13 protein-coding genes, 1 rRNA gene and 1 pseudogene are annotated in these 16974 nt (G+C 58.0%); 4 read left to right on the plus strand and 11 right to left on the minus strand.

The features are described 5' to 3' along the window. The 3 genes from B2P82_RS00300 to B2P82_RS00310 form a co-directional block, all read right to left on the minus strand. Positions 1-79: ribosomal RNA gene (locus B2P82_RS00300) — 16S ribosomal RNA — on the minus strand; the annotation flags it as partial. Positions 80-1286: 1207 nt separating this feature from the next. Beyond that, the gene (locus tag B2P82_RS00305; protein WP_290479461.1) at positions 1287-1721 is read right to left on the minus strand and encodes a CBS domain-containing protein; all 435 of its coding nucleotides are present in this window, start codon (positions 1719-1721) and stop codon (positions 1287-1289) included. Between the two features lie 81 nt (positions 1722-1802). Beyond that, positions 1803-2513, minus strand: coding sequence for a rhomboid family intramembrane serine protease (locus tag B2P82_RS00310; protein WP_290494263.1), 711 nt, complete (start codon positions 2511-2513; stop codon positions 1803-1805). 177 nt (positions 2514-2690) lie between these two features. Here B2P82_RS00310 and B2P82_RS00315 point away from each other — a divergent pair, with 177 nt between their 5' ends. After that, positions 2691-3071, plus strand: a complete 381-nt coding sequence (locus B2P82_RS00315; protein WP_290494265.1) for a DUF4345 domain-containing protein — start codon at positions 2691-2693, stop codon at positions 3069-3071. 71 nt (positions 3072-3142) lie between these two features. Here the strand turns inward: B2P82_RS00315 and B2P82_RS00320 are convergent, their stop codons facing one another. Beyond that, positions 3143-5683 carry a TonB-dependent receptor gene (locus B2P82_RS00320; protein ID WP_290494267.1) on the minus strand — a complete coding sequence of 847 codons (2541 nt, stop codon included), beginning with the start codon at positions 5681-5683 and terminating at the stop codon, positions 3143-3145. A 452-nt stretch (positions 5684-6135) separates the two neighbouring features. Between B2P82_RS00320 and B2P82_RS00325 the strand changes: the two genes are divergently transcribed. Further along, complete coding sequence (locus tag B2P82_RS00325; RefSeq protein WP_290494269.1) at positions 6136-6690, plus strand: PAS domain-containing protein; 555 nt, start codon at positions 6136-6138, stop codon at positions 6688-6690. A gap of 12 nt (positions 6691-6702) precedes the next feature. Here the strand turns inward: B2P82_RS00325 and B2P82_RS00330 are convergent, their stop codons facing one another. Beyond that, positions 6703-8340 carry a choline dehydrogenase gene (locus B2P82_RS00330; protein WP_290494271.1) on the minus strand — a complete coding sequence of 546 codons (1638 nt, stop codon included), beginning with the start codon at positions 8338-8340 and terminating at the stop codon, positions 6703-6705. A 148-nt stretch (positions 8341-8488) separates the two neighbouring features. On the opposite strand from B2P82_RS00330, the gene B2P82_RS00335 reads away from it, so the two are divergent. Further along, positions 8489-9100, plus strand: a complete 612-nt coding sequence (locus tag B2P82_RS00335; RefSeq protein ID WP_290494273.1) for a PilZ domain-containing protein — start codon at positions 8489-8491, stop codon at positions 9098-9100. A 170-nt stretch (positions 9101-9270) separates the two neighbouring features. Here the strand turns inward: B2P82_RS00335 and B2P82_RS00340 are convergent. Further along, positions 9271-9627 (minus strand): annotated as a pseudogene (locus B2P82_RS00340) (gamma carbonic anhydrase family protein); the annotation flags it as partial. 263 nt (positions 9628-9890) lie between these two features. On the opposite strand from B2P82_RS00340, the gene B2P82_RS00345 reads away from it, so the two are divergent. Beyond that, a complete protein-coding gene (locus B2P82_RS00345; protein WP_206990855.1) occupies positions 9891-10700 on the plus strand; it encodes a PhoH family protein in 810 nt (269 codons plus the stop codon). Positions 10701-10762: 62 nt separating this feature from the next. Here B2P82_RS00345 and B2P82_RS00350 read toward each other — a convergent pair whose 3' ends face one another. The 5 genes from B2P82_RS00350 to B2P82_RS00370 all read right to left on the minus strand — a co-directional run bounded on the left by B2P82_RS00350 (position 10763) and on the right by B2P82_RS00370 (position 16477). Beyond that, positions 10763-11305, minus strand: coding sequence for a hypothetical protein (locus tag B2P82_RS00350; RefSeq protein WP_290494276.1), 543 nt, complete (start codon positions 11303-11305; stop codon positions 10763-10765). Positions 11306-11314: 9 nt separating this feature from the next. Next, a complete protein-coding gene (locus B2P82_RS00355) occupies positions 11315-11824 on the minus strand; it encodes an MgtC/SapB family protein (protein WP_290494278.1) in 510 nt (169 codons plus the stop codon). Positions 11825-11867: 43 nt separating this feature from the next. Beyond that, positions 11868-12981, minus strand: a protein-coding gene (gene prfB / locus B2P82_RS00360) for a peptide chain release factor 2 (RefSeq protein ID WP_156947800.1) whose coding sequence is annotated in 2 segments (ribosomal slippage) — positions 11868-12911 and positions 12913-12981 — 1113 coding nt in all. Because the reading frame shifts where the segments join, the coding sequence is not laid out codon by codon here. Between the two features lie 86 nt (positions 12982-13067). Next, positions 13068-15722 carry a penicillin-binding protein 1A gene (locus B2P82_RS00365; protein WP_290494280.1) on the minus strand — a complete coding sequence of 885 codons (2655 nt, stop codon included), beginning with the start codon at positions 15720-15722 and terminating at the stop codon, positions 13068-13070. 125 nt (positions 15723-15847) lie between these two features. Further along, a complete protein-coding gene (locus tag B2P82_RS00370) occupies positions 15848-16477 on the minus strand; it encodes a tetratricopeptide repeat protein (protein WP_290494282.1) in 630 nt (209 codons plus the stop codon). Between the last annotated feature and the right edge of the window lie 497 nt (positions 16478-16974).

Consider the following 16974-nt stretch of genomic DNA (forward strand, 5'->3'; position numbering starts at 1 on the left):
TGCCACTATATCGTTCGACTTGCATGTGTTAAGCCTGCCGCCAGCGTTCGTTCTGAGCCAGAATCAAACTCTCAAGTTGAGTTGATCTGACGATACCATCCATTGGAATATGGACGGCTACTTTAGCTGTTAAGCATCAAGTATTGCGTTCTTTGACGAGAAACCCTTAGTCACAAAGACCAGGCCGAAACCTGATCGATGGAAAAAGAATTTTCTCTTAAGAAACGCATCCGTCGTGATCGTTTGGACCGTGGCCGAAGCCCGTGTCCGCAAGCCATCACGCCGCCTGCGTTTCTCTTCCTAATCTCTTACGATGTCAAACAGCTGGAACCGAGGCTCCGAAGGTCTCCATCAGAAGCCCGTGGGCCCGTCCGGAAGAGGCGGCTTATATGGGCCGCCGCTTAGCCCGTCAACACTCTTTTTTGCGCCCTCTGCAGTTGAGTGTTTAACCACCGTCCCTGCATCAATTTTAGCGCAAAAGAACCACTTGCCGAAAAGATCCGGCTCGCAAATTCGAGCGTTTCGAGGAACCGCATATATAGCCTCTGTTCGACGAAAAGTTCAAGAACTTTTTCACCAACCAGGTGAGCTTTTCAGCGGGCCCGCTTCAGATGCCCGAGGGCGTCGTCTGCGGAAGAGGCGGCTTATATGGACCGCCCTTCTTCCCGTCAACACTCTTTTCCGCCTCTTCTGCAGTTAGGTGCCAGGCACCGTTTCCGCTTCAATTTTGGCGCAAATGAACCAGCCTGCCGAAATCATCCGGCCCGCAAATTCGAGCGTTTCGAGGAACCGACATCGACGCTCTGACTGGAGAAGAATAAAAACTTCCAAGCCATTCAGAGAACCCGGTGCCGGGCCGCTTCAGAGATCCGAAGAACTCGTCAGCGAGTGGCGGCTTATATGGACCGCCGTTCTTCCCGTCAACACCCTTTTCTGCGCCGTGTGCAGTAGAATGTTTAACCATCCATCCTGCTATGTTTACAGCGCAAAAGATCCCGTTGGCCGAACATGTCCGGCTCGCAGATCCGAGCGATTTCAGGGAACCGATATCGAGCTCTGTCTGGGGAAGATTAGAAAACTTCCGAACCAATCAGGTGCGCCGTTACCGGGCCCCGCGTCTGAAACCCGAAGGCCTCGTCAGCGGAGGTGGCGATGTACCCCCGCCCCCCGGATGCGGCAACCCCCTAATGCAGGATTTCATCACAAAACTGCAGGAAAAAGACGGAAGCTTGTCGCGGCTTCCTGCCGGCCAATCCCAAAAGCCCAATGAACACGGGGGCTGCCCCCTAATACTGAGCGGACAGGTACGATTTCATCGCTTCTGCTTCAGCTTCCGTTTCAGCGATCTTCCACTTCACCAGATCCCCGATCGAGATCACCCCGACGAGGCGTCCGTCTGTCATGACGGGCAAATGACGAATCCTCCTGTCGGTCATAAGCTGCAACGCGTCATCTATCTTGGTGGTCGATTCGACCTTGATCACGTCGCGTGTCATCGCGTCGCCAACGTTCAATTCCAGCGCCATGGCGCCCTGACGCGCCACATGGCGCACAATATCCCGCTCAGACAATACGCCGATGATGGTGCCATCATCGTCCAACGCGACCACCGCGCCGATTCGCTTTCCATCCAGCGTGCGGGCTGCGGCCGCCAATGTTTCGCCGGCCTTCACCGAAATGATGGCGAATCCCTTGTCTTTCAGAATTTGGTCGATGGTCATCCATTGCCTCCCTGTGCATACGGCCCCTTTTTTGAGTGCCTGATTTTCAGAAAGCCTATCATAATTCCAATCATGACGCGATCAGGCGTGAAATTGCGCCCGTCCGAGATTGCGTGCGAGGTACCGGAACAGCAGGGCCCCGGCGATGTATCCACCAATATGGGCCTGCCAGGCGATTGCCGAGCCGAACAGCGAAGGCCCCAGGAAGGCGAGAATCAGGTTGCCGACAAAAAAGACCGCGCTCGTCGTCAGGAAATTTCGGTCCAGAAGCCTGACGGGAAGCCCATTCTGGATCATCAGAGCCCCGGCAATCAGGCCGGAGACGCCACCTGAGGCCCCGATGGCCGGTGGCCCATCCGGATAGTGAGCCAGGAGATGGGCAACGGAGCCACCCACGACGCTCACCACAAACAGGCCGAGAAAGGCCAGATTGATGCTGAGGCGAGATCGCGCGATTCGCTCGATCACAGCATAGACCGGCTTGCCGACCGCAATCAGCATTACTGTATTCATGAGGACATGGGACCAGCTGCCGTGAACCAGCGCCGTTCCCGCAAGGGGAATCAGCGCATCCAGCGTATTTCCATACGGAGCATAGCCTCCAGCAATGGGAGAACCGCCTATCCAGCCCCAGAAGCGATCCGGGAAGACTGCGCCTACATCCACGAAAAGCGGGTCCAGCGCGGAGCCTGTGATGAGTCTCAGTCCGTGCATTGCAACAATGGCGAGCGCCAATGCGGTTACAAAGGGAGGCGCATTGATAATGGGGGGCGCTCGCCGTGATTGGCGCATGGACGGTCTCCTGAAACACTCGCTCACTGATAGATGGGCCTTTGAAACAGGATGTCACCCCGATTCGCGGAATGATCATCGTCGCCCGATGCTCTACAGAGCCCACATAGGCCCGACGGCTAGCCCAGCGCGCCACCGCCCCTTTACACCTGCAACTTCCGATCTAGTTCCTCGGGCATGTTCATACGTATCTTTCTCGGCATTATTGCCCTGACGTTCCTTGTGTTCGGAATATGGTCCTTGCTCGACCCGGTGGCCATGAGCTCATCAATGGGCGTGATCACAGGCGGCCCGAATGGGGTGTATGAAACGCGCGGGATCTATGGCGGCGTCAGCCTTGGCGCAGGTCTACTGGCAATTGCAGGCGTTTTTCGCCCGCGCATGGTCCGCCCTGCCCTGTGGTTTGTCACGACTTACATGGGTGGATATGTCTTCGCGCGCATTGTCGGCCTGATTGCGGGTGATGCCCCAACGACGGATTTCCTCATGTTTGCAGGCTTCGAGGTCGCATGCCTTGTCGTCGCAGTCGTCTCATTGGTCGCTTACCGGCCGGATTGAACTGACCAGCGCCGCATGGAAAAAGCCCCGCCGCAAGCGACGGGGCTTCCTGTTGATTCGAGGCTAACGCCCTAGAAAGATTTGCGAACCGTGAGGCCATAAGTCGCTGGCTGGATCGGATAGCCAGAGATAGACCCTGCCTGCGCAACGGCCGGGAATGCTACGGTGATGTACTCGTCATCAAAGATATTCCGTCCCCAGAGCGTAAAGCTCAACCCGGACTCGGTCGTCAGGCCTGCCGACGCGTTGAACGTACTGACTTCTTTCTCGTCGCCGATCAGGGCCTGGTTGGCCGGTTCGTCGAAATAGTCAGACGGGCTTTCATATTGCCAGTCTGCCCGCACGAAGGCGTCATAGGTCTTCACATCAAATGTGTAGGTCGCCGAGGTAGAGGTCGAAACATCCGGAATGCCGTATGGCTTCTGGCCGGAAATGTCGCCGCTCGCCGACTCCTCGAAGCTGTCATAGACGGGATCAAGGAACGTACCGGCAAAGCTGAGCAACAAATTGTCGGTCGCATTCCATTGCGCATCAAGCTCAAGACCTTGCGTGGATTGTTCGCCCGCATTCGCCAGCGCAAAGCCGGTGCCCGTGAAGATGTTCGACTGGAATCCCTCAATGGTCTGGTCGAAGATCGCCACATTGAACGCAAAGTCAGAATAAGCGCCTTTGACGCCCAACTCGTAGACTTTCGATTCTTCCGGCCCGGCAAAGCGCGTACCTGTGGTCAGGTTCGGCACAAGCAAACCACCTTGGGCGAGCAGCGCGTAATCCGCAGATGTTGGTCGACTGTCACGGGACAGGTTCCAGGAAGATGCCTTGAAGCCGGTTGCGTAGGAACCATAAACATTGATCGAGTCGGTCAGGTCGTAGGCCAGACGGAAAGTGACGGACGTGTCCTCATCATCCGTTGAACCGGTTTCTACAGCATTCGGGAAGTTCAGGAATGGCGGCAGGAACTGCAACTGTTGCAACGCGCCGGGTGCGCCGGCTGCTGTTGCCTGAATGGTCGCAAACTCCGTCGGATAGGCGGCAGCGAATGCGCCGACCGCCGCAGGATCGGTCGGATTCACGCCCGCCTGCAACAACAAGCCACCAGCCGTGGCCTGAGTGATGAACGGCGCGGCGGTATTGAGGTCCACGGCCGCAAATGTGTCAGTCGAGACAGCATTCGCAAAGGCGTCCTTGTTCACCTGAGTATAGTTCAGGCCAAAGGTCGCCGTCAGTCGATCAGTGACTTCATAGTCAATTGTACCGAACAATGATGCGGACGTGTCATCCTGACCATAGAACTCAGTGAATCCTTGTCCGGGCTGGAAGAACGTGCCGGGCGCAACTCCAAAGACAACTGGCTCCAATGATGTCAGGAGGCCGGATGACAGGATGTCGATATAGCCCCGAATATCCTGACCGTAGAGCAGTTGGTTCTCGATATCGACGGTTTCATCGAAGTAGAAGCCACCCACCATCCAGCTCAGCGGACCGCTGCCATTGGAGGTCAGACGCACTTCCTGAGTGAAGGTTTCGATTTCGACATCATCGGACTTTCGGCCGAGCAGGTCGGCACTCGTGAAGTCGGAGTCCTGGTTCGTGCTGAGATCGGATGTCCGGTAGGAAGTGATGCTGGTGAGCGTGAAGGCGCCGAGGTCGAAATCCCCCTGCAGCGAAAGGCCGCCATTCTTGATAAGGTTCTCGGACCCGAAATTGTAGGCCACATCATAAGAGAACGGATCCTCTGCAATCAGGTTTCCGCCCAGCGCCAGGATGGCCGCACCGGTTGGACCATTGATGACGTTCGCAGCTGCACAGCAGATTTCGTCGATCTCGTCATAGTCCGCGATCAGGCGGAACGACATGTCATCATTCGGCTCCCAAAGCAGATCGCCGCGCAGGCCCCAACGATTGCGCTCATTGGTATCCGGGCCGTCGCCAAGGTCTTCGACATAGCCATCGCGCGTATTGAAGTTTCCGCCCAGGCTGAAGGCCAGCGTGTCAGAAATCGGGCCAGTAACAAATGCGCCAGCACGGTAACCATTATAGTTGCTGACAGTGCCCTCAACATTGCCGCCCCACTCAAACTGCGGCTTCTGGGTCACGATCGAGATCACACCCGCCGATGCGTTCTTGCCGAACAGAGTCGATTGAGGTCCGCGCAGGACCTCGACGCGCTGAAGGTTTGGTAGGTCAGAAATCTGCGAGGTCGACCGAGAACGATAGACACCATCCACAAACACACCAACCGACGGCTCAATGCCGGCATTGTTGGCGCCGTTGCCGAAGCCCCGAATGATGAAGTTCGTGTTGGACGAAGACTGCTGCTGGCTCACGCGCAACGATGGCACGACAGATTGCAGGTCTCCCAAATCCACAATCTCCGCCTTTTCGATGACGCTCTCATCGACGACCGACACTGCGACTGGCACGTCCTGGAGTGTCTGCTCGCGCTTGGTAGCCGTAATTGTCACCGTCTGGAGCGTGCGGCTTTCATCTTGATCGGTGTCCTGCGCGTGGGCAGGCGTAGAGAGGGTTGCGAATGCAGCAATGCCAGCGCTGACATAGAGCGCCGACTTGAAATGAGCCATTTCAAGAACACTAAATTTTCTGGATTTCACGTGTGGGTCCCTTTGAGCAAGTTTCGATTTTTGTAGGTGGGAGGAATTCAACGGCAACGGATGCCATACTTAATTGTCTAGTCAGATGACCATTCATGACAAGTCATGACCATGAGTAATGGTTAAGAAACCGCATATGCTCTGCTTTCTGGATAGCAGATAGCGAGTTCACAGCCGATCGCGGCGCGAAAGTTCTCCGAGGGCGCGCCTGCGTGATTCGAGTTCGTCCAGTCTGTGTACCGAGATGAGACTCGCGCACCGTGACCCAAATGACGCTTTCTGAAAATTGCCGCCTTGGAGCCAGCAAAACCTCCTCAATGGGGAAAACCTGATCGCGGCGCACCCGAAATTTCCCCCGCGGGGGGAAAGCGGAACTGGAACAGATATTGCGGAACTGGTCTCCGAAGCAGGCCCAGCGGGCTTTGATATCTTTTACGGAGCGAACGCCCCTCATGCACGACCGGTCTATTCACCCGAACACACGTATTATGCTTGAAGCCTGGAAGCGCATGAGCGTTGATCCAGCCTCAGAAGAAGACCGCACACCGCGTGCGAACGACCATCCAGACCTGATCACGAATATCTTCATGATCCAGTCCACACAGGATGGCGCATGGATCTTTCGCACTGCAGGTGACGGCGTATCACAGCTGCTCGGCCGGACGTTGCCGAATCATGACTTTCTCGCGCTTTGGACAGGTCCCGACCGGTCCATGGTCTCGGGCTTGCTGGATGCTGTAAGGCTGGACAGCGCTCCGGGCGTGATCCGCGGCAGCGGCGAAACCCTTACCGGCCAACGTGCTGAAGTAGAGATCACGCTGATGCCGCTGGCTCAATCTTCCGTAGACGGAAATGTGACCCGTTTCCTCGGCCTTTACCAGACGCTCGGCGGCCTGCCGATGCTCAAGGGCCGGCCAATCTGGCGCCACCGGCTGGCTATGCTGGTGCCCCCGGATACGCGTCGCTCGGAACCAGCCCTGAAACTGGTCGCAAGCAACGCGCACTGAACTCTTCGAGGATCAGGCAGCCACAGTCTCCGGCTCTTCCGCCGCGAGAGGCTCCTTACCTAGAATCATGTCGGCGGCCTTCTCGGCGATCATGATCGTCGGTGCGTTGGTGTTGCCACCGATCAATGTTGGAATCACGGACGCATCGACCACGCGCAAGCCTTCGACACCCCGTACACGTAATTCTCCATCGACAGGCGCGTCGTCGCCCGCACCCATCGCGACTGTGCCAATCGGGTGATAGATCGTCTCGCCGGTCCGCCGGATGAAGGCATCAATATCCTCATCCGTCTTCACGCTCTCGCCGGGCATCATCTCTGCGCCTGTGAAGGGCCGCAAGGCATTCTGCGAGCATAAATCACGCAGCATCTTCACCGCTTCGCGCATTGCGCGGCGATCTTCCTCAGCTTCGAGATAGTTCGGATCGATGGCCGGATGCTGGAACGGATCAGATGAGGCCAGGCATACCGTACCGCGGCTTTCCGGGCGCAGCTGGCAAGCGTGGACCGTATAGCCGTCCTTGTTTGCCTGGTGCTTGGCGTGGTCCATCATGATGGCATTGACGAAGTGAAGCTGAAGATCCGGCATTTCCAGGCCCTCACGCGACTTCAGGAATGCTCCCGCCTGAAGATGGTTGTCGGCGCCTGCGCCTGTCTGGTTCATGAGATACTGCAAACCAACCCCGATCTTCTTGAACCCCTTTTGCATGGAGTAGGCAGAAATCGGCTGGGTCATCTCATGGATGACGGTCAGGTCCAGATGATCTTGCAGGTTCTGGCCGACATTCGGGGATTTCACCTCCGTCTTGATGTCAAAGCGGCCCAGATGGTCCGGATTGCCAATGCCTGAGAGTTGCAGCAATTGCGGCGACTGAACTGCGCCAGCACAGACAATGACTTCGCTTGATGCATGAATTTCCTGAGCCAATCGGCCCTTGCCTTCAACCACTTCGACGCCGGTCGCCCGCCCCTTCTCCATGAGAATCTTGGTGACAAGCCCCGTCGAGATCACGGTGAGATTGTCCCGGACACCAACTATGGGGCGCAAATAGCCATATGACGCGCTCCAGCGCTCACCCTTGTGGATTGTTCTTTGATAGCGGCCAAAGCCTTCTTGCTCTGCGCCATTGAAATCTTTCGTGCTGGCATATCCGGCCTGTTCTCCGGCTTGCAGAAAGGCCCGGTAGATCGGCGACGATAGCGGACTCTCGGAAACTTTGAGGGGCCCGTTCGCCCCATGATAGGCGGAATCGCCGCCTTCATAGCCCTCTGATTTCCGGAAATAGGGCAGCACATCTGCAAAACTCCAGCCGCGCAGCCCCATTTGGGCCCACTGATCGTAGTCGCGAGCATGTCCACGAATATAGATCATGCCATTGATTGAAGATGATCCTCCCCAACCCTTGCCACGTGGCCACCAGAGTTTGCGTCCATTCATGTGCCTTTGGGGTTCGGTCCAGAATCCCCAATTGTAAGCGCCCTCCGCTTTGATGAGATTTCCTACCCCAGCGGGCATTCTTACCATCAGAGCATTATCTTTCTTACCAGCCTCAACCAGACAGACCTTGATCGTCGGGTCTTCGCTCAACCTGTTGGCAAGAGCGCAGCCCGCACTACCTGCACCAACAATCACATAATCATACGTCTCCATGAATGGAGCACCTCCCATTAAACCCTATGGTGAAGGAATTGCGCAATTCCATCTGTTTCCCGCAACAGTTTGTGAACGAAACTGGCGTAAGTAAAGTCTAGATGGAGAAGTACAGGCAGGTTGCCCCAACGGCCTCAGGAGATTCCACATGCCAGCACTAGACTTGTCAGTGCCGCAGTTCAAACCGGTGATCAACACAGAAGAGGATCGTCGCCAATACAAGCGAGTCGATCTCGAGCTGGAAGGCTGCTTCCTGGATGAAACCAGCGAAGATCATCAACTTGTAACCGAAAACCTGTCCTGCTCCGGCGCCTACATGCGGGCTGCTACGGTTCCAACGCCGGGCTCCAATGTGATTTGCTATTTCGATGATCTGGGCCGCGTCGCCGGGACTGTCGTGCGTACTTCCAAGGATGGTTTCGCGGTTGAATTCAACGTCGTGCCGCACAAGCGCAAGAAACTTGCTGACCGCCTGAGCTGGCTGATCAACAAGGACTTGATGGAAGCGCCCGAACAGCGCGCGGCCGCCCGCTTTCCAACCGGAGGCCCGGCCTTCATCGGCCGCAAGGATGGCATGCAGATCCCTTGTACTGTCGTCGACATCTCGCTCACCGGCGCCAGCTTCGAGACCAACGGCCAGTTCCAGCCCCCTCCAATTGGTGAAGTCGTCACAGCCGGCAACCTGCGGGGTCGCGTTGTGCGCTCCAGCCAGACCGAATTCGCCGTGAACTTCCTGCGCCCGGACGAGGACGACGCCTAGTCGATGCGTCTCACGCTGTCGCGATGGCGTTTCCAGTTCTCCACATAATGCACCGCTGACATTCGGATCACCTGTATCTGGTGGTCGGAGATCTCCTTCACCACCTTGCCCGGCGCGCCCATGACGAGCGAATTATCAGGGATCACCTTGCCTTCGGGAATCAATGTGTGCGCCCCGATGATACAATTCTTGCCAATCTTGGCGTTGTTCAGAATGGTCGAACCAATCCCGATCAGCGTTTCTTCGCCGATCGTGCACCCATGAAGCATCACCATATGGCCGACGGTCACGTCTCGCCCAATCGTTAGCGGGCATCCGACATCGGTGTGGAGCACGCTGCCATCCTGGATATTGGAATTCTCGCCAATCGTGATCGGGTCGTTATCGCCGCGCAGCACGGCACCATACCAAACCGAGGCGTTCTCCTTCATCACGACATTGCCCATGACCTGCGCATTGTCGGCTACCCAGTAACTGCCACTCTCCGGTAGGGTCGGTCGGGTTCCGTCAATCTCGTAAATAGCCATGGGTCTTGCGTCTCCTCATTATTTCGCGGGCGGAATTATCATTTAATCTTCTGATAACCTTGGTACACTCTAATCATCAACAGATTCGGAGTTGGAGACGGTCATCACCAGACCTTGTCACACCCCGCCGCCCGGAGAACGCTCCCGGGAACTGGCCACACCGCCCACGGGGCGGATGGCCCTTTCTTCCTCCCAGTTTCCGCCAAGCCATCGCGCGATTCCGCCGGTGGCTTTTTTCTTGCCCGCAACCAAGGAGAACTTCCATGGGTAAACGCAATGCAGCAAAACGGATGAAGCAAGGTTCAGAGATGAACCCGAATATCTGGTTCGAGGAGGGTGCCCGCGGCAAGGGCCCGAAGCTGCAAGCCATAGAAGGCGGACGAGGCTGGCATCCAGACGATGCCGACCCGAAGCAAGAACATCAGCGTGCTGAAGGTGGTCGCACACAACGTTACCAGAAAACAGTCAAGCCCCGCACCGAGAACCAGGCCGAACTGATGAAGGCCATGGATGACAAGGCGCTTGTCGCGGCACTCGGCCCTGCCGGGACGGGCAAGACATATCTTGCCGTCTGCAAAGCGGTCGAGGCGCTGCAGAAGGGCAAGGTCGCCCGGATCATTCTGTCTCGCCCTGCGGTAGAAGCTGGCGAGCAGATCGGTTTCCTGCCCGGCGCAATGGAAGACAAGCTCGCCCCGTACCTGCGTCCTCTTTACGACGCGCTGTCCGACCGGCTCTCGCCCGGACAGCTGAAACACATGCTGGCCGAAGGGGTCATCGAGATTGCCCCGATCGGGTTCATGCGGGGCCGAACCCTGAACAATGCCTTCATCGTCATCGATGAGGCACAGAACTGCACTTACACCCAGCTGAAGATGTTGCTCACCCGGCTTGGCTGGCACTCGACGATGGTTATCACGGGTGATCCGGCCCAGTCTGACCTGCTGCCGGAATTTTCAGGTCTCGCTAATGCCGCCGAACGGCTCGAAAAACTCGGCGGCGCCTCAGTCATTCGCCTCGAAGGCAAGGATGTTGTCCGCCATCCACTTGTCGCGGAAATGCTCGACGTTCTTTAGTCTGACTTCAAATGAGTATTTCGCCCGCCCTGGAGATTCTTCGGGGCGGGCTTTTTTTAGCGTCAGGCGTTTCGCGTGATCCAGTCCGGATAGCTGACATTCGACCAATCGCCAAAGCCAAACCGGTCCACTTGCCGGGTGAGTTCAGCGGGGTTCTCATGTTCCAGGCACAGTGTCGAATACTGATGCCCGCCCAGAGACGCCTTCGCGATCTCCGCGCGCAGGCCGCCTGCATCGGTCGCTATGTGGCGTCGCTTGTCGACCACGACTTCGTCTCCTTCCGCGAGCAATGCCTCCCGTAACGCCGCCAGGCTGGTCAGCGCTGTGGGAATGGTGGGAAAGAGACGCGCCAGCGTCGCCCGGTCTTCATCATCCAATGGAAAACGGGAGGAGACGACCGGCCGCCAATGTTCGAGGCCGCCGTCACGAGTCAGCAATTCCTTGATTCCGAACTGCGCCCCGCCCCGCAATTTGGCTTGGGCTGGCGCGCGGGATGGCACACGGAAATAGATGTTGGTGCGGGGAGGCTCGGCGGCGAAATCCAGCGCGGCCCGCAGGCGCTGCTCAATCGCGACGCCTGCCTCCGGCCAGATCCGGTATTCCATAGAGCCGGATTAGCTGTCCCCATGCTCGTCCCCTTTTCCGATCGGGGGTTTTCCGAACCAATGTGTTTCCAACATTCGGATCGGCAGCAGGATCAGGACCGACAGCAGCACAGCAAGGAAAGCGAGCCGGAGATAGCCCGCCCCGCAAGCCAGGCCAATCGCGCCTGCGAGCCAGATACTGGCGCCGGTCGTCAGTCCTCGCACGGACCCACGGCCATGGATGATGGTGCCAGCCGCCAGGAAGGCAACCCCCGCCGTCACGGCTTGCACGACACGCGTCGGGTCAAGCTGGGTGATGTCATCATCCCCGCCAAAGGAATGGATCATCTCGATGGCAATCAACATGAATACGGACGAAGCAAGCGCCGTCAGCATATGCGTTCGCAAGCCGGCGGGCCGGTCGCGAACCTCGCGTTCAAACCCGACGATCAGGCCCGCCACACACGCTGCCAGCAGCCGCGTAGCCATGACACCCAAGGGCACATCGCTGTCGAAGGAAAGCTTCAGCAGATCGTCCATTCAGGACGAACGTACAAGATGCCGTTTGGTTGCGCTGGAAGGCCTAGGCTTCGTCGTCCTCGCCCTTGGCTACCGACGCGGCGAGCGCCGCCGATAGGAAGAGATCAATATCGCCATCCAGCACGCCGGACGTGTCGGAAGTTTCGACCTCTGTCCGGAGGTCCTTCACCATCTGATAGGGCTGGAGCACATAGGAGCGAATCTGGTGGCCGAAGCCAATAGCGCTTTTCTCTGCATACTGCGCATCGGCGACTGAACGGCGGGTCTGCAATTCCAGCTCATAGAGCTTGGAACGCAGCATCTGCCAGGCCTGGTCCCGGTTGCGGTGTTGCGACCGGTCGTTCTGGCATTGCACCACGATGCCCGTCGGCTCGTGCGTCAGGCGGACGGCGGAATCGGTCCGGTTAACGTGCTGGCCACCCGCGCCGGATGCGCGATACGTATCGGTGCGCACATCCGACGGATTGATTTCGATCTCGATATTGTCGTCGATCACGGGCGTGACGGCGACCGACGCGAAGCTCGTATGGCGGCGCGCCGAGGAGTCGAATGGCGAAATCCGCACAAGACGATGCACGCCCGTTTCTGATTTGAGCCAGCCATAGGCATTCTCGCCCTTGAACTGGAGCGTGGCAGACTTGATCCCGGCTTCCTCGCCTTCGCGCTCGTCGAGTTCCTCGACCTTCATATCGTGCGCCTCGGCCCAGCGCACATACATGCGGCGCAGGATATTGGCCCAGTCCTGGCTTTCTGTGCCGCCTTCGCCCGCATTGATCTGGATGAAACAATCATTGCCGTCGGCTTCACCGGACAGTAGCGCCGCGAGTTCGGCCTTCTCGGCGCGCGCCGCGGCCTTTTTCAGATTGGCCTCAATATCGGCAATCATGTCGTCATCGCCCTCGGCGAGTTCGAGCAGTTCCTCGGCATCATTGGCTTCGCGCTGCAGCGCTTCGACGGTCTCAATGCCGTCAGCAAGGCGCTGGCGCTCGCGCATCATGGCCTGGGCGGCCTGCGGGTCGTCCCAGAAATCCGGGCGCTCGGAGAGTGCAGTCAGCTCATCGAGACGTTTTGTGGCTGTATCCCAGTCAAAGACGCCTCCGTAGCAAATCGGCGGACTGGCGGATCTGGTCTGTAAGCGTTTTGATTTCTGCGGACATGGGATCAGCCTCTATTTGCACACGTCATTGAAAATGCGAGAGGCGGGGCATAGCGCGCCCGCCTCTCTGCGTCAAAAGTCGATTTGTCAATAAATGTCGCCGAGATTGTCATCCACTGGCGCTTCAGGCGCTGGGCGTGGCTGTCCGGGCTGGCCCGGGAACAGTCCCTGATCCTCCTGAACAATGCCGGCATCTCGCTCCGGATCGAATCCACCCGATGCGGCGCCTGTGCCTGCTCCACAATTCCCCGAAATGGACAGGCAGTCGCTGGTATCGCGGAAGGCGCTCATGCCGGGCTCGGTGCCGGGACGGAAGGCTTCATCAATGATGACTGCCGTGTCCGGTCCAGGCAGCTCACCCGTGCGCGCATCGATTTTCACGAGGCGTACGCCAGGCGGAATACGGAACGGAATGGCCGGATCATCTGCCAGCGCCTTTTCCATGAATTCGGTGAAGATCGGCGCAGCAACCGAACCGCCAGCCTCCCCCTCGCCAAGCGAACGGTTGTCATCGAAGCCGACGCGAACACCGACGACGAGGTCTGGAGAATAGCCCATGAACACCGCGTCGCGATACTCATCTGTCGTACCGGTCTTGCCGGCCAGCGGTTTGCCAACCCTTCTGGCCCGGCGGCCTGTCCCGCGTTCGACCACGCCTTCCAGCATATGCGTCACCTGGTAGGCCACGATCGGGTCCAGAACCTGCTCGCCAACTTCCTCAAGTTGAGGCGGTTCCCCGCCGTTCCAAACTTCAGCATGACAATCTTCGCACGGACGCTCGTCATGCTGGAACAAGGTGCGGCCATGACGGTCCTGCACCCGGTCCAGAAGGGTTGGGTTGATCTTCCGGCCACCATTCACAAAGCCCGCATAGCCACGCGCCATGTCGATCAGATAGGCATCCCCGGCGCCCAGCGACATGGCTGGATAAGGTGGCAGGTCTTCATAGACGCCCATGCGTTCGGCAAGGTCAGACACTGCATCCATGCCGATGTCCTGCGCAACGCGCGCCGTGACAAGGTTCAGCGATTTCTCGAGCGCAATGCGCAACGTGACCATGCCGTAGGTGCGCCCTTCAGTATAGTTTGATGGGCGCCAATAATCATCTGTGGACACGTCGAACGCCACAAAGGGGGCATCCAGCATCCGACTGGCCGGCGTATAACCCTTTTCCAGGGCAGCCGCGTAGACAAACGCCTTGAAGCTCGAGCCCGGCTGACGCTTCGATTGCGTGACGCGATTATAGCTCGACTTGAAGAAAGAATACCCGCCCTGCATTGCCAGGATGCGTCCGGTATGCGGGTCCAACGCGACCAGCGCACCATCCGCCTCCGGCACCTGCCGCAAAATTGCATTGCCAACCGGGATCATCATCGGTTCGGGTTCTGGCTGGTCGATCTCGTCGCCATCCGGGTCTAGTTCCAATTCTGCCGGCGCAGCTGTCTCTTCGGCATTCAGAACTTTACGCTTCAATTCGGCGATCACGACGTCGCCCACATTCAGGCCGCCCTTGCCTTCGGCCGGCTTGTAAGTCGCAGCCCATTCGACTTCCTCGGTGGGCAACGGGATGGTCGCGCCATCTGTCAGCAGCAATTCAGCGCCTCTGGAGCCAAGCTTGGTAACCAGCGCAGCTTCCCAGGTGCCATAGCCACCGGGCAGTTTCACATCGTCCAGCTGTTCGAGAATGTCTTCAGCCTTCGGGTCCAATGTCGTGACAGGGCCGCGCCAACCATGACGACGGTCATAAGCAATCAAACCGTTCTGCAACGCATCTTGCGCGGCCAGCTGCAGCTTGGTGTCGATGGTTGAACGAATGGAAAGCCCGCCTTGCTGGAGCGTGTCTTCACCATATGACTTGATCAGGTCCCGGCGCAGCTCCTGTACGAAATAGGTCGCTGCCGCATATTCCGGCCCTTTCAGGCGACGCGTCGTTGTCAGTGGCTTTGCAACAGCTTCGTCCGCCTCTTCGCGCGTGATGTAGCCATCCTCGACCATACGGCGCAAAACATAGTTCCGGCGCTGAAGCAGGCGCTTGGGACGACTATAGGGGTTCACCGACGAAGGTGCCTTGGCCAGCGATGCGAGGATCGCAGCTTCCGAGAGGTCGAGTTCCGGCAGTGACTTGTCAAAATAGTTCAGCGCCGCCGAGCCGACACCGTATGAGCGATATCCGAGATAGATTTCATTGAGATAGAGTTCGAGAATCTCTTCCTTGGAGAATTCCTTCTCCATGCGCTGTGCGATGATCGCTTCCTTGGCCTTCCGGGTCAGGTTCTGGTCGCGTGTCAGCAGCATGTTCTTGGCGACCTGCTGGGTGATCGTTGAACCACCTTCAAGCCCACCGGACCGGGTGATCTTGTTCTTTGCAGAGTTCAGCCCACCGCGCACAATACCTTTATAATCAAGCCCGCCATGCGTGAAGAAGCTCTTATCCTCGGCCGATACGAATGCGTACACGACATGGTTCGGGATTGATTCATACGGAACAAACACCCGGTGCTGGTCTGCAAATTCGGCGATCAGCGTGCCATCACCCGCATGGACCCGCGACGTAATCGGCGGCTCATATTGCTTCAGCTTGGCGATGGACGGCACTTGGCGGCCAAGGGCTGCGAAATACAACCACAACGCCACGAAACTGAGCGCTGCAAGCACGAAACCCAGAATGACCAGGCGGCGGGCCCAAACCCAAACCCAAGGGGGGCCGGGCAGAAACCGGCGCTTTGGTTCAGGTTCCTGCATGTGAGGATTCATATGATTCGACATAGTTTTCCCGTCAGCGTTCGCATCGCGGAATCGCATTGATATCCGGCAATAGTAAGGCGCGTCGGGGGCCGGTAAAAGGTCTCAGCTGCCTGACAATTCAGTCAGATATCCTGCTGGTCAATCTCCCCGTCCCCGATGGAGACGCTAGGCAATGGCCGGCGCTCGGGTCTCGGAGACTTGAGGCCATCCGCCAACTTGGCTTCCAGCTCCGCTCGCTCCCTGGCCGGCGGACGATTTTCGATCGCGTTTTGCCAGGCTTCGCGCGCCTCTTCCTTCTTGCCCTGATGCCAGTAGATGTCGCCAAGGTGCGTTTCGATTTCCCAGTGCTTGTGGGGTTTCAGCTCCGCGCGAGACTGTTCGATCAGCCGCTGGGCATCCTTCAGGTGCCCCATCTTGAAATAGGCCCAGCCAAGCGAGTCCGTAATGTAGGGATCGCGCTCGGCCAGCGAACGTGCCCGGTAAAGCACCTTGAAGCCTTCTTCATGCTTGTCGGTATACTCGATCAGAAAATACCCGAGCGAATTCAACGTATAGGGATCGTTTGGTCGGCCCAGCAGCTCGGTGCGCAGAATGGCCAGCGCCTGATTTACCTCGCCAATCTTGCCCAGAGAGTTGGCCAGCGCCATGCGGCGATCATGCGTATCATCCAGTTCACGGGCCTTCGCCGCGTGTACGGCAGCGGCTTCCAGGTCGCCAAACTGGCCCTTGATCTCAGCNNGCAGCGAGACCATGAGCAGAGGCGCGCTCCGCCTGGTTCGAGGCCAACGAAATCACCTCGTCCACCAATTTGGACGAACCATTCTGATCATTCAGCAAGGTGCGCAACTGCAGCGCACCATACAGCGTCCGCAGGCGGTCATCTTCATCCGTGATTTCCAGCGCGCGCGCCACCGCAGCCCGTGCTCCTACCTCATCACCAGACATGATCAGCGCCTGCCCGGCCGCGATCTGCAATGAGGCCGTCTCTTGCGGCGCGCTCAGCGCAACATGCGCCACGCCATCATACAGCGCGCTTTCGTAAAGCTGGTCGATGACGGCGGCACGCAGCCCTTCATCTTCCGGATTTATTAGCAATGCGACCTGATCGAAGGCCGAGCGCTGGTCATCAAATCCCTCAATCCTGCCACCCATCATGATCGTGCGAATAATGCGCTGCTCCTGCAGGGCGCGCGAAACATCCGCCAGCGACTGCGCAAATGCAGCCGGCACATCCAGGGGTTCATTGTCG

The organism is Hyphomonas sp. UBA4494 (assembly GCF_002388935.1).
Classification (GTDB): Bacteria; Pseudomonadota; Alphaproteobacteria; order Caulobacterales; family Hyphomonadaceae; genus Hyphomonas.

Excerpts from the sequence above, each read along its gene's own strand:
- B2P82_RS00305 (WP_290479461.1), bottom strand. The coding sequence starts at position 1,721 with ATGACCATCGACCAAATTCTGAAAGACAAGGGATTCGCCATCATTTCG.
- B2P82_RS00310 (WP_290494263.1), bottom strand. The coding sequence starts at position 2,513 with ATGCGCCAATCACGGCGAGCGCCCCCCATTATCAATGCGCCTCCCTTT.
- B2P82_RS00315 (WP_290494265.1), top strand. The coding sequence starts at position 2,691 with ATGTTCATACGTATCTTTCTCGGCATTATTGCCCTGACGTTCCTTGTG.
- B2P82_RS00325 (WP_290494269.1), top strand. The coding sequence starts at position 6,136 with ATGCACGACCGGTCTATTCACCCGAACACACGTATTATGCTTGAAGCC.
- B2P82_RS00330 (WP_290494271.1), bottom strand. The coding sequence starts at position 8,340 with ATGGAGACGTATGATTATGTGATTGTTGGTGCAGGTAGTGCGGGCTGC.
- B2P82_RS00335 (WP_290494273.1), top strand. The coding sequence starts at position 8,489 with ATGCCAGCACTAGACTTGTCAGTGCCGCAGTTCAAACCGGTGATCAAC.
- B2P82_RS00345 (WP_206990855.1), top strand. The coding sequence starts at position 9,891 with ATGGGTAAACGCAATGCAGCAAAACGGATGAAGCAAGGTTCAGAGATG.
- B2P82_RS00350 (WP_290494276.1), bottom strand. The coding sequence starts at position 11,305 with ATGGAATACCGGATCTGGCCGGAGGCAGGCGTCGCGATTGAGCAGCGC.
- B2P82_RS00355 (WP_290494278.1), bottom strand. The coding sequence starts at position 11,824 with ATGGACGATCTGCTGAAGCTTTCCTTCGACAGCGATGTGCCCTTGGGT.
- B2P82_RS00365 (WP_290494280.1), bottom strand. The coding sequence starts at position 15,722 with ATGCAGGAACCTGAACCAAAGCGCCGGTTTCTGCCCGGCCCCCCTTGG.